The sequence below is a fragment of the Acidimicrobiia bacterium genome, from assembly GCA_035471805.1.
Taxonomy (GTDB): domain Bacteria; phylum Actinomycetota; class Acidimicrobiia; order Spongiisociales; family JAHEDJ01; genus JAHEDJ01.
The window spans coordinates 1-12,227 of sequence record DATIPS010000015.1; the positions used below are offsets into that span (position 1 = coordinate 1).

Below are 12,227 nucleotides of genomic sequence, written 5' to 3' on the forward strand. Positions count from 1 at the left end.
TGGTCGATTCCAGTGCCCATCAGATAGCGCTCGTATGAACCTGCCGCGTTCAGGGTGGTGAACTCGCCTCGCTCGGCGGTCAGCTCCTCGAGGCGGCTCGCATACATCTCCATCGAGTCCGTCCCGACGGTGATGATCACGTCGTTGGCGCCGAGTTCGTAGTACTTGGCCATCTTGACGGCCGACAGCATGTTGCCGACACCGGAGATACCGAGCAACGGCAGTTTCTCTATGACGTCGTCCGGCACACCTCGATCGGCGAGATGGGCGACCCCGGCCGGTTCGTTGAACAACCGGATGAGGCTCATCGTCGCTTCGTCGTCGAGGCCGATGGCGAGGTCGGTGTTCCGAACGTTGTGTACCCACGGGATGTGCTTGTCGCCGATTCCTTCGATCCGATGCTCGCCGAAACCGTTGTAGAGCATGGTCGGGCACTGCGCTGCCTCTCCCGCCGCGATCTTCGATGTCGGATACACCTGCTTCAGGTAGTCGCCGGAGCCGATCGTCCCGGCAGAGCCGGTTGTCAACGTGACCCCCCGGAAGACGTCCTTCGGACCCATCACCGCCTCGAGTACCTCGGCCATGGCCGGTCCGGTGACCGCGTAGTGCCAGAGGTAGTTGCCGAACTCGTCGAACTGGTTGAAGATCATGAGATCTTGGCCTGAGGCACGAAGCTCGTTGCACTTGTCGAAGATCTCCTTGACATTCGACTCGGAGCCCGGAGTCTTGATGATCTCGCCGGCGACCGACTCCAGCCACTCGAACCGTTCCCGGCTCATGCCTTCCGGCAGGATCGCAATGGACTCGCACCCGAGCAGGTTCGAGTCGTAGGCGCCACCGCGGCAGTAGTTGCCCGTGGAAGGCCAGACGGCCTTGGTCCTCGCCGGATCGAACTGACCGGTCACCAGCCTGGGCACCAGGCATCCGAAGGCCGCACCGACCTTGTGCGCGCCGGTGGGGAACCACTTCCCTTCGAGGACGAGGATGCGGGCTTTCGTTCCGGTCAGCTCGGGAGGTAGCTCGAGGAAGTTGACCGGGCCGTACCCGCCGCCCGCCGGTGTCGGCGCGTTGTGCCAGTTGATACGAAACAGGTTGCGGGGGTCGAGGTCCCACAATCCGACCTCGCTCAGCTCCCGCTTGACCGAATCGGGGATGAGCGAGGGGTCCCGCATCTGCTTGAAGGTCGGAATACGAATCGCCTTCTCGCGTGCGACCTTGACGGCCGACTCCAGCGTCGCTTCGTGCATGGTGAGATCGATCATGTCAGTCCTTAGCCGTTAGTCGTTGGCCCTCTGAGCAAGGGCGTCTTTCAATGCTTCGAGGGTCGGGGCAATCACCATCGGTTCGGTGCCGGCGGCCGTGACCGCCTTCATCGCAGAAGCGACGTCTTTCAAACCGCTACCGGTGGAGAGGACCACGACGCGATCGGACGCTCCGACGAAGCCGCGCTGAACTGCGGCTTTCAAACCGGCATAGGCTGCCGCTCCGGCAGGCTCGGCGAACACACCGGAACCGCGTGCGAGCAGCGGAACCGCCGCGAGAATCTCGTCGTCCGATACACGCAGGTAGGCCCCATCGGTGTCTCTGACCGCAGCCATTGCCTTGATCCGGTCGCGCGGCAGATCGGCGCTGATGGAATCGGCGACCGTGTCGGCGGCAATCGGTGGTTTGGTCAGGACGTCTTCGTCATTCTCGAAGGCCTGGACCAGATAGTCGCTGCCGGCAGCCTGAATCCCGAAGATACGCGGACTGCGGTCTATCCACCCCAGCCCCAGCGCATCCTTCATCGCTTTGTGGATACCGCCGATTATCGACCCGTCGCCGACACTCACGAAGACCGCATCGGGCACTTCCCACTCGAGTTGCTCCAGGATCTCGAGCCCAGCGGTCTTCTTGCCCTCAGTCATGTAGGGGTTGAAACCGGTGTTGCGGTTGTACCAGCCGTACTCTGCCGAGGCCTTCATGCACAGGTCGAAGGCGTCCCCGTAGTTGCCCTGCACGAGAGCGACGGTGGAACCATATGCAAGAAGTTGTGCGATCTTGGCCTGCGGCGCCGACTCGGGCACGAAGATGACGTTCTTCTGTCCGACGGAAGCCGACAGGCCGCTCAAGGCTGCTGCGGCATTTCCCGTGCTGGCCGTCGTCACGACCTCTGCCCCTGCTTCCCCGGCTTTGACGATCGCCATCGCGCTGGCCCGATCCTTCAGTGACGCCGTGGGTTGCCGTCCTTCGTCCTTCACCCACACCTTTGCCAGGCCGAGCGCGCCGGCGAGCCTCGGGGCGTCGTAGATCGGAGTCCACCCGACCGTGAGCGGCGGGACCACCGCATCGGCGGCGACCGGCATGACGGGGCGGTACCGCCACATGGTCATGTTCCGGTCGGCGGCCAGGGATTCCCTCGAGAGGCGCTCCCCTACCAGGTCGTAGTCGTAGCGAACGTCGAGGATTCCTTCGTTGCCGCATTCGCGACAGACGTACCCGGCGTATTCGGCCGGGTACGCCTGTTCGCAGATCACACAGACGAGGCCCGTCACGTGCTCCAGACGACCGTCAGTCATGAACGATACGAGTTCCGGTCGCGCCTGCAACGGCGAACTCGAGATTGGTCGGGTTGGTGATCAATGCTTCCTTTCCGCCTGCCTCGAGGAACTGCACGACGGCTCGCATCTTCGGAGCCATCGAACCTTCTGCGAAGTGACCGCCGTCCTCGAGGTACGCCTTGACCTCCGAAAGCGTCAGACGGTCTACCCACTGCTGATCCGGCTTCCCGAAGTTGAGGGCGACCTTCTCGACCGCAGTTGAGATCAGCAGCATGTCGGCGTCGATCAAGTTGGCGAGCAGCGCCGAGGCGAGGTCCTTGTCGATCACGGCGGCAACGCCGTACAAGTCGCCGTTCTCGTCCGCGACCACCGGTATCCCGCCGCCGCCGACGCAGATCACCACCACACCGGAGTCGATCAGCTGCCGGATCACGTCGATCTCGACAATCCGCTGTGGCTGCGGAGAGGCGACCACTCGACGCCACCCGCGCCCGGCGTCTTCCTTGATCGCCCAACCTTCCTCGTCACGACGCCGCTTTGCCTCTTCTTCCTCGAGGAAGGTCCCGATCGGCTTTGACGGGTTCAGCATGGCCGGGTCTGTGGCGCTCACTTCGACTTGCGTGACCACCGTGACGACCCGCTTGTCGATGCCCATCGCCCGGAAGTCGTTGATCAGGTTCTGCTGCAGGGCATAGCCGATTGCCCCCTGCGTGTCGGCCCCGGCGACATCCATCGGAATCTCGTGCAGTTCCCCACGGGCGAGCTCGGAACGTCGCATGATGAACCCGACTTGCGGGCCGTTGCCGTGAGAGATCGCGACGTCCCATCCGTCCTTGACCAGCTGCGCTATGTGCTGATCGGTTTCGGCGGCGGCGTTGTACTGATCCTGAACGGTTTGGTGGTCTTTGTCCGCGATAAGGGAGTTGCCACCGATGGCAATGACGACTTTGGGCATTACTCCATCACTCCGAGGACCGAGGCGAGGAGGGCCATACGCATCACGACGCCGTTGTATGCCTCTTGCCAGTAACGGGCGTGCTTGAGCTGGTCCACCTCCGGGAGCAGCTCATCCATCCGTGGCAGCGAGTGGAGAATGATCGAGTCACCCTTGGCCCGCTTCATCACCTCTTTGGTGATCTGGTAGTTGGAGGGGGTCATCCCGTACTCGTCCTGCTTCTCCTGACGGGACTGGGTGTAGTCGGGTTGCACGACCGGCTCCATGTAGATGACGTCGGCCTCGTGAATCACCTGGTCGATGTGCTCGGCGATCCGGTAGCTCGTGCCCTTCTCGTCGAGTTCCGCCAGGAACTCGGGAAGCGGCGCCATCTCCTCCGGCGCCAGGATGACCATCTCTGCATCGAACTGGGACAGGGCGTAGCCGAGGGAATGCATCGTGCGCATACGGTGATCACCGATGGCGACAAATGTCTTCCCGTCGATTGAACCCATCTCCGACTGGACCGTGTACAGATCGGTCAGAACCTGCGTGGGGTGCTCTCCCCAGCCGTCTCCGGCGTTTATGACGGGAATCGACGCCCACTTGGCGGCCTCATGCGGCGCGCCCTGCTGGAAATGGCGCATGACCAGGACATCGCCGTAATACTCGAGCATGTGAACGGTGTCCTTGATGGACTCCTGATAGAAGTCGCCTGCACGGGTCATCTTGGCATCGGAGAAGCCGGTGACATGTCCGCCGAGACGATGCATAGCGGCCTCGTGAGCGAGTCGGGTACGAGTCGACGGCTGGTAGAAGGCGGTGACCAGCGTCTTCTCGGACAGAAGATCGATGTTCCGGCGTTCACGGGCAACGGGCTCGAGTTCGTCTGCAATCTGGAAAAGGTGCTCGAACTCATTCCTCTCGAAATCCCTGAGCGAAAGGATGTCTCTTCCGGCAAAGCTGCGCATTTGGCACTCCTGCTCTATGTCGTGTGGATTCTCCGGAGGCCCCTCATTTGCCTCCACCCGAATAGGGGTGGACAGCCGGGAAGGCCTCCTGTACGATTTGTCATACAATCATACAACAGTATCACTGGACGTGCTACCCGTACCCTCATGATCACTCGCAGCCCCTCCCTCACCGACCAGGTCAAAGCGCACCTCAAGGAGCGCATTGTCTCCGGTGCGTTCGAGGAAGGTCGGATTCCGTCTGAGATCGAGTTGGCCAACGAACTCGGGGTCAGCAGGACGACTATTCGAGACGCGCTGAGCAGGCTCGAAAACGAAGGATCGATCTATCGGAAGCAGGGCGCCGGCACCTTCGTCAACGAACCGGGGCTCCAGATCAAATCCCGACTCGAGGAGATGTGGTCTTATGAGGAAGTGCTCCGCGATCACGGGTTCACACCCTCCATCCGTGTCGTTGCCGTCACTTCTGAGCCGGCAGCCGAGCCGCTGGCAGCGGATCTCGAAATCGAACCCGGGGAGCAACTGCTGGTGGTCGAGAAGGTCTTCCTCGAGGATGATCTTCCCGTTGCCTTGACGTACAACCGGGTGCCCGCGCGGCTCGTTTCCGGCGAGATCGCGGAAGTTGAGGGAGCCCTGCCCCTCTACGACCTCCTCGACCGCCACTGCGATCGGCAGCTCTCCTACTACCTGTCCGAGATCGTCCCGGTCGCCTTGCCGACTCATGAAGCTGCGGAGTTGGGAGTCCCCCGCCGCACGCCGGCGCTCAGTTTCGAGGAGATCGGTTTCGACCAGAACAACGACCCGGTCGCTCAATCCACCTCTTTCTTCCGTGATGACCTGCTCCGTTTCCGTCTGATCAGGCGGAAAGCCGGGGCTTGACCGATACCCAAAGGAGCATCGATGCAAACCTATCTGCACGGTCGAGACATGATCACCACCCAGGAATGGACCAAGGACGAGCTCGACACGGTGATCGACGTCGCCCTCGACCTGAAACGGCGCCGCGCCCTCGGCGAGCAGCACGCACTCCTGAGCAACAAAGTCCTGGCAATGCTGTTCTTCTTCTCGAGCACGAGAACCCGAGCCAGCTTCGAGGCGGGTATGGCCCAGCTCGGCGGGCACGCCATGTTCCTCGACAGCACCACCACGCAGATCGGCCACGGCGACACGTGGAAGGAGATCGGCGAGATCCTCGGACGTTACGACGACGGCATCGCCATCCGCAACGTCGACTGGGGTATCGGCAACAAGTACATCCGTGCAGTCGCCGAGGCGAGCCGCACTCCCGTCCTCAACATGCAGTGCGACGTGTACCACCCGTTCCAGGCACTCGCCGACCTGCTCACGGTCATCGAGCAAAAAGGCGACCCGCGCAAGCTCACCTTCAACATGAGCTACGCGTACGCGGCCAGCTATCAGAAACCCATCAGCGTTCCGCAGAGCGTCATCCTGCTGATGACCCGTTACGGCGCCAACGTTCGCCTCACGCGGCCACCCGAGTTCAAGCTCATGCCCGAGATCGTCGCCCAGGCAGAAGAGAATGCCAGAGCAGCACACGGCAGCTTCGAGATCCTGGAGGACTTCGAGGAAGGGATGCGAGGCGCCGACGTCGTCTACGCCAAGGCCTGGGGTTCGATGCTGACCACGTCCGATCATGAGGAGTCGGCCAGGATCTCTGGTAAGTACAAGGACTGGATCGTGGACGCCCGCCGCATGGAAATGGCCGACCAGGACGCGATCTACATGCACCCGCTTCCGGCCGACCGCAACATCGAGGTCGCCGACGAGGTAATCGACGGCCGTTGGAGCAGGGTCTTCGACCAGGCCGAGAATCGCCTGCACGCCCAGAAGGCAGTCATGGCGTTGACTATGTGAGCTTCGCTCGCATAGTCAACGATGGGAGATTCTCCGGTCGAAAGGGCAAAATAGAGAAGGCGGCTCTCGCCGGCTACGACTTCGTCTTGCCGGCTTCCTTGGCGATCCTTCTGACCATGGGACCGAAGATGATGCCGTGTGCCGGCTTCATCAGCAGCCAGTAGAGGCGTCCCGCCAGCCCGCGCGGATAGAAGAGGGCTATCTGGGTCAGGGTGCGCGACTCCTCATCATCTGTCACTCGCCACTCGAGCCAAGCATCACCGGGAAGCTTCATCTCTGCGTGCAGCAACAGGCGGCGGTCCTTCTCCAAGGCAGCCACACGCCAGAAATCGAGTGCATCGCCGACCCGCAAGTCGGCGGGATGGCGCCGGTTGCGGCGCAGGCCGAAGCCTCCGGCGAGTTTGTCCAGCCAACCCCGAATGCTCCAGGCCCAACCTGCGGAGTAGTACCCGGCGTCTCCTCCGATGCTGGTCAAAGCCCGGAACAGATCGGCTGCAGTGGTCAGGGTGATCACCTGCCGCTCGTCCTTGTACACCTTGCCGCCGGACCACTGCGGGTCGCTCGGGAGAGCAGCGGCCGGATACATCACGGCATCTGACCATCTCGTCTCGACTTCGAGTTGGTTGACTCTTTGGAGAGCTCTCTGCACTGCTTCTTCATAGGTGAACGGAGCGAAGTCTGGAAGGAGCTCCCTGATGGTGTCGTTTTCGACGATCGCCCTGTCCCCGAGAGAGTCGATGAGGCTTCTGGTGATCGATATGGGCAATGGAGTCACCAACGCCACCCACCATGCCGAGAGAGCCGGTCCCGTCGGGGGGAAGCGAACCATTCGCCGATGGGATAGTCCGGCTTGCTCGGCGTAGATCCGCATCATTTGCTCATATGTGAGGACTTCGGGCCCGCCGAGTTCGATGATGCGATGGCCTTCGTCCGGAACCTCAATGATGCCGGTCAGAACTTCGAGCACGTTCCGTACCGCGATCGGCTGGGTTGCCGTCTGCGTCCAGGACGGGGTAACCATCACCGGCAGGACTTCCGAGAGGTAGCGCACCATCTCGAATGTGATCGATCCGGAGCCGATGATCGCCGAAGTCTGAATCTCTGTAACCGGCGTCTCCCCCGATCGCAGGACTCGTCCGATCTCATGTCGAGCGGCCAGGTACCCGGAGATCTTTCCCGATGCCGAACCGAGGCCGGAGAGATATACGACTCGCCGAACTCCGGCGCGCGTTGCAGCATCTCGCATGTTCAGCGCCGCCACCCTGTCCTGGTCGGCGCCCGGGTCGGTGCTCAGAGGACGGGCGAGGTTGTAGACGACCTCGCAATCCTCATGTGCACGCGCCAGCGACTTGGGATCCAACATCGACCCCTCCAGAGCGGTGACCCGGTCGCGCCAGCGATAACCGTCGACTCGCCCCAGCTGTCGAGTCATACACCGCACCTCGTGGCCCGCATCGAGGAGGCGAGAAATGAGCCTTCCACCGATGTAACCGGTTGCTCCTGTTACGAGTATCCGCATCGTCGCTCAGCGAGTTCCCTCTGCTCGGGGTGTGACAACTGCAACATCTGGCTGGAAACGTAGCGATACGCAGCGGATAACGGAAAACGGATATACCGGGAATGCGGTGGACCCGTTCAGACGACCTCGAGGTATCCGCACGGACACACCTCAATACACTTGCCGCACTCCTCACATTCTTCCAGTGAGAGGGTGTAATAGAGTCCCGGCTCCGGATTGAGGACCTTGGTGAAACTCATCGAGGTGCAATACATCCAACACTGCTGACACCCCATGCACAGACCGCAGGAGAAGCATCGGCCGACCTCGGTGAGGAACTCCTCCTCGGTGATGGTCGCGGTGGGTTCCGCCGTCGGATTCGACAGCGCCTCTTCGACCGTCAGGTGGGGTGGCTGGACGGGAGGCCGGCCCTCCTTGAAATCGAAGTTCACACGGTCGGCTTCGATGGGAGTGGACCGGCGACCGTCCGGTGGTGGATTTCCCCTCAGTTTGGCGTGAACGTGCTCGGCCGCTCGCCGGCCGTGAGTTATGGCAGATCCGGCGATGTCCAGCCCGCGCACATCTCCGCCCGCCCACATTGCTCCGTCCATTCCTCCGGCATCGGAGGTAGCGATCCAGCCATCCTGGATATCGAAACCTTCCAGGGCCGTCCAATCCGGTTGCTGGCTGACTGCCGCGATCACGGTGTCCGCCGCCATTTCGAAAACAGCGCCCGGCTCCGGCTCCGGTCGCCGCCTGCCGTCCGGCCCCGCCTCGCCGAGGCGCATACGCTGCATCCTCAGACCGGTCACCTTGCCGTCGGCACGGACGACCTCGACCGGCCCTGTGAGTAGCTCCAGCGTGATCCCTTCCGCGAGTGCCTCGTCCACTTCTTCGGGAATGGCAGGCATCTCCGCGCGAGTGCGCCGGTAGACCAACGCAACCTCGGCGCCGGACCGACGAGCCACACGGGCGGCATCGACGGCCGTGTTGCCACCACCGACCACGATCACCGTGGATCCGACTTCGACGGTTTGACCATCATTCACGCGGCTCAAGTAGTCGGTGCCCGTGAACACGCCCGGCCCATCTTCTCCCGGGATACCGAGCATTCGAGGCTGCTGGGCGCCGATGCCCAAATAGAGAATGTCGTGTGCGGCTCGCAGGTCCTCCATCGAGATGTCGACGCCTATCGAGGTGTTGGTACGAATCTCCACACCCAGTGCGATGATTCGGTCGATCTCCGCGGACAACACCTCCGGCGGGAGCCTGTAGTCGGGTACGCCGTAGCGAAGCATTCCACCGGCCATCGGCCGTCGTTCGTACACGGTGACGGAATAGCCGCGCCGCGCCATCTGGTAGGCAAACGACAACCCTGATGGCCCGGCACCAATCACACCCATGGTCTCGGGCTTCGGCTCTGCGTCGATTACCTCGAGACCCAGACCCTCCTCGATTGCCCAATCACCGAGGAACCGCTCGAGGGCGTTGATCGCCACTGCTCCGTCGTTCTCCGACCGGTTGCAGCCGAACTCACAGGGATGAGGGCAGATACGGCCGAGAACGCTCGGGAACGGGTTCGCGTCCGTAATCGTCTGCCAAGCCCGGGCGTAGGCCTGTTGCGTGTCGAGACCCGTCCGGTCACGCTGGGCAACCAGGCCGATCCAGGTGCGGATGTCGCTGCCCGATGCACAACCGGCCTCGCAAGGAGCGGCCTTTTCAGCCTGCCGCGGCCGGTACTTCGGAATGCCGGTGCTGGTCGCGACCTCGGGACTCACCGGTTGCATCACGAAGAGTCGTCCCTTCGTGCGGAGACTTGATCGTTGAGGTCGCGAACCCGTGAAGACATAGCCCGGAGCAGGTTGTATGCAAGAAGGGGATCCTCGCTGATCCGCTTCAGGAGGGTCCGCTTGTCGATGGTCAGCACTCTTGCCTCACCCAGAGCCCGGACCGTGGCCGAGCGGAGTTCCTTGTCGAACAGGGCCATCTCACCAAAGAAGTCACGGGATTCCAACACCGAAACCCTTCTTTGAAGACCGTTCGACTCCAGCACGACCTCGACCTTACCCGACTGCACGACGAACATCTGCTCACCGACATCGCCCTGTTGCACTATCACTTCGCCGTCGCCGAAGACCTTGCCTAGTTCACCTCTCCGTCTGCTGGGCATATGAGTCAACTCTCCTTTTGTTGGCGCCGGACGCCGGTTGCCAGGCTCTTGGCCAGACCGAGCAGGAATCCCGGGCGGAGGGCGTTGAAGAAGACGTCGCGGTAGGGTGCGCTCCCCGTGAACATGTTCCACAGCACACCGCTCATGTGGCGGCCCTTGGGACGCCGCTGCTCCCCTGCCGTCATGCGCAACACTGCTTTCCGGACGTACTTGCTCTTCCGCACGGCAATCGTGAAGAAGAAGATCAACTTCCCAAACATATTGTCGGTGGCGATCGCCCGGCAGGTCGGGAAGTAGTGGGTTTCGAAGTCGTCCGTCGAGATTCCATGGACGACCGCCGTTTCGGCCGCCGCCTTCCCAGTCCGATACGCGGCGCCGATCCCGTCCTTGTAGAGACGCGTTATCCCCGCGTCCCCGACCAGGACAACCCGTTCGCCGAAGGGGCGTTCGGGGCCCTTGACATTGATAACCGGGGCGCAGGAGCAGACCGCAGGGACAGAATCGGCGGGGAGGACTTCCCTCACCTCCGGCGAATCCAGGAATCGCTTGACCAGATCGTCGTCGATCTCCTCGCCGAGCATTGCCAGCGTCACGTAGTCGCCCTTTGGAATCAGAGCGGCGAACTCGAGGCGGGGAATATCGAGTAGGAACACGTGCATCGAATCCCCGAGCGTTTCGAGGATTCTGTCCGCGCCGAGTTTGAACTCGGTGATGAATGTGCGGGAGACTTCCGGCTTTCCCTCCGCAGCACTCCCGTCGAGGAGCATGTGGAAGTTGCTGTTCACGCCGCAGGCGACGGCAACGAGGTCGTAGGTGGTGCGTCCCTCGTTCGTGATTACGACGGGTAGATCGCCGGCGCGCTCGAGGCCGACGACCAACTGGTGAACGAGCAGGGCACCTTCCTTCTCGCAGATCTGCTGAAGGTACCCGTCGAAACTGTCCCAGGGCATGTCCACGGCCGTGCGCGGTCCGTTGCCACGATAGATGGCGGCAATTCGTTGCTCTTCGACGGGGGACTCGATTTCGACGCTGCCGGCGTCCATATGCAATACGTAGGAGTAGATGCCCCTTTGCACCACCGAGGGCGGGAGGTTGATCCCCTCGGTTGCCAGCATCTGCACGAGGGACTCGGAGACTATGCCTCCGCAGTGGTTGCAGCCGGCCGGTCCACAGTGTGTGAAGTGACGGGGCTCGTAGATGTCCACGCTGATGTCGAGATCGATGGTATTGGCGAGACGGAGAAGGAAGTAAGCGAAGAAAGACCCGGCGGGTCCGCCTCCGATCACCGCGACCCGGGAACCGTCGTTGAGTGTTGCACCACCATCCGAAGACGAACTCTCCGCCAAATGGCGAATCGACCGCCTCGCACCTCGCGTCCGCTGCCGCAACCCACTCACCCGACTCTCCCGGTCTGGATGGCTCCCTTTTGTCCTCACCGGTTGGCCGACGACCGAAAACCCGCCCGATCGACCAACGGATCGCCCTAGGCTAATCGAACTAGTGCTTCGCGTGTCGACGGTTTCAGCTCCTGGAGCCGGAAACGGAAGACCGTCGAGGTCCGGTGTATCTGCCCCCGGACGGCGCCCGGATCGACCGGCCGGATGGGACGATGCGGAACCGACCATCGGCCTCGCACCCCGGGACGGCAAGTCGCGATATCGTGTCTCGATCATGGAGATCCACCCCGCAACACCCGACAGGTGGCCGGACCTGGAGCAACTGTTCGGCCCGAACGGTGCCTACTCCGGTTGCTGGTGCATGTGGTGGCGGGTGTCGAACAGGGAGTTCGAATCCCAAGCTGGTTCCGGCCTGAGGGCCCTCTTGAAGGAGCTCGTTGACCACGGCCCGGTCCCCGGCCTTCTCGCCTACCGGAACGGAGAGGCGGTGGGGTGGGTATCGCTCGGAGACCGTAGCGAATTCGGCAGGCTGAATCGATCCCCGAAACTCAAGCCCATCGACGATCGCCGGGTCTGCTCGGTTGTGTGTTTCTTCATCCGCCGGGACCAGCGGCGGAGTGGTGCCGCGTCGGCGCTACTCGATGGTGCTGTGGAGGTGGCGCGAACGCGCGGATACGACCAGATCGAGGGTTACCCCATCGACACATCCGCGGGAGCCCGGGGCGCGGCTGAGCTGTTCACCGGCACCCTCGACCTGTTCGAGCGGGCCGGATTCGTCGAGACGCTGCGGCGGGGAGGACGTCCCATCGTGCGCCGCCAACCGTGAGTCGAGCCGGAGCCGG

11 protein-coding genes are annotated in these 12,227 nt (G+C 62.5%); 3 read left to right on the forward strand and 8 right to left on the reverse strand.

What is annotated here, in order from left to right; translation table 11 throughout:
- The 4 genes from VLT15_03300 to pyrB all read right to left on the reverse strand — a co-directional run.
- On the reverse strand, positions 1–1,262 hold a 1,262-nt coding region (locus tag VLT15_03300), incomplete at its 3' end, for a pyridoxal-phosphate dependent enzyme (GenBank protein ID HSR44243.1).
- A 15-nt stretch (positions 1,263–1,277) separates the two neighbouring features.
- Positions 1,278–2,558 carry a threonine synthase gene (locus VLT15_03305; GenBank protein ID HSR44244.1) on the reverse strand — a complete coding sequence of 427 codons (1,281 nt, stop codon included), beginning with the start codon at positions 2,556–2,558 and terminating at the stop codon, positions 1,278–1,280.
- On the reverse strand, positions 2,551–3,495 hold the full coding sequence (gene arcC, locus VLT15_03310) for a carbamate kinase (protein ID HSR44245.1): 945 nt from the start codon (positions 3,493–3,495) through the stop codon (positions 2,551–2,553). The genes VLT15_03305 and arcC overlap by 8 nt, the downstream gene beginning before the upstream one ends.
- Complete coding sequence (gene pyrB / locus VLT15_03315) at positions 3,495–4,445, reverse strand: aspartate carbamoyltransferase (protein HSR44246.1); 951 nt, start codon at positions 4,443–4,445, stop codon at positions 3,495–3,497. The genes arcC and pyrB overlap by 1 nt, the downstream gene beginning before the upstream one ends.
- Positions 4,446–4,592: 147 nt before the next feature.
- Here pyrB and VLT15_03320 point away from each other — a divergent pair, with 147 nt between their 5' ends.
- Entirely contained in the window at positions 4,593–5,324 is a 732-nt protein-coding gene (locus VLT15_03320; GenBank protein HSR44247.1) for a GntR family transcriptional regulator, read from the forward strand.
- 21 nt (positions 5,325–5,345) lie between these two features.
- Positions 5,346–6,320 (forward strand): ornithine carbamoyltransferase, encoded by a 975-nt coding sequence (locus VLT15_03325; protein ID HSR44248.1) that lies wholly within the window; start codon positions 5,346–5,348, stop codon positions 6,318–6,320.
- Positions 6,321–6,393: 73 nt separating this feature from the next.
- Here VLT15_03325 and VLT15_03330 read toward each other — a convergent pair whose 3' ends face one another.
- The 4 genes from VLT15_03330 to VLT15_03345 all read right to left on the reverse strand — a co-directional run bounded on the left by VLT15_03330 (position 6,394) and on the right by VLT15_03345 (position 11,385).
- Positions 6,394–7,839, reverse strand: coding sequence for an SDR family oxidoreductase (locus VLT15_03330; protein ID HSR44249.1), 1,446 nt, complete (start codon positions 7,837–7,839; stop codon positions 6,394–6,396).
- 116 nt (positions 7,840–7,955) lie between these two features.
- Complete coding sequence (locus VLT15_03335) at positions 7,956–9,605, reverse strand: FAD-dependent oxidoreductase (GenBank protein HSR44250.1); 1,650 nt, start codon at positions 9,603–9,605, stop codon at positions 7,956–7,958.
- Positions 9,605–9,988 (reverse strand): cyclic nucleotide-binding domain-containing protein, encoded by a 384-nt coding sequence (locus VLT15_03340; GenBank protein HSR44251.1) that lies wholly within the window; start codon positions 9,986–9,988, stop codon positions 9,605–9,607. Before VLT15_03340 ends, VLT15_03335 begins: the two co-directional genes overlap by 1 nt.
- Before the next feature lie 5 nt (positions 9,989–9,993).
- Complete coding sequence (locus VLT15_03345) at positions 9,994–11,385, reverse strand: hypothetical protein (GenBank protein ID HSR44252.1); 1,392 nt, start codon at positions 11,383–11,385, stop codon at positions 9,994–9,996.
- Between the two features lie 274 nt (positions 11,386–11,659).
- Here VLT15_03345 and VLT15_03350 point away from each other — a divergent pair, with 274 nt between their 5' ends.
- On the forward strand, positions 11,660–12,211 hold the full coding sequence (locus tag VLT15_03350; GenBank protein ID HSR44253.1) for a GNAT family N-acetyltransferase: 552 nt from the start codon (positions 11,660–11,662) through the stop codon (positions 12,209–12,211).
- Positions 12,212–12,227: the final 16 nt, after the last annotated feature.

Excerpts from the sequence above, each read along its gene's own strand:
- VLT15_03305 (HSR44244.1), bottom strand. The coding sequence starts at position 2,558 with ATGACTGACGGTCGTCTGGAGCACGTGACGGGCCTCGTCTGTGTGATC.
- arcC (HSR44245.1), bottom strand. The coding sequence starts at position 3,495 with ATGCCCAAAGTCGTCATTGCCATCGGTGGCAACTCCCTTATCGCGGAC.
- pyrB (HSR44246.1), bottom strand. The coding sequence starts at position 4,445 with ATGCGCAGCTTTGCCGGAAGAGACATCCTTTCGCTCAGGGATTTCGAG.
- VLT15_03320 (HSR44247.1), top strand. The coding sequence starts at position 4,593 with ATGATCACTCGCAGCCCCTCCCTCACCGACCAGGTCAAAGCGCACCTC.
- VLT15_03325 (HSR44248.1), top strand. The coding sequence starts at position 5,346 with ATGCAAACCTATCTGCACGGTCGAGACATGATCACCACCCAGGAATGG.
- VLT15_03330 (HSR44249.1), bottom strand. The coding sequence starts at position 7,839 with ATGCGGATACTCGTAACAGGAGCAACCGGTTACATCGGTGGAAGGCTC.
- VLT15_03335 (HSR44250.1), bottom strand. The coding sequence starts at position 9,605 with ATGCAACCGGTGAGTCCCGAGGTCGCGACCAGCACCGGCATTCCGAAG.
- VLT15_03340 (HSR44251.1), bottom strand. The coding sequence starts at position 9,988 with ATGCCCAGCAGACGGAGAGGTGAACTAGGCAAGGTCTTCGGCGACGGC.
- VLT15_03350 (HSR44253.1), top strand. The coding sequence starts at position 11,660 with ATGGAGATCCACCCCGCAACACCCGACAGGTGGCCGGACCTGGAGCAA.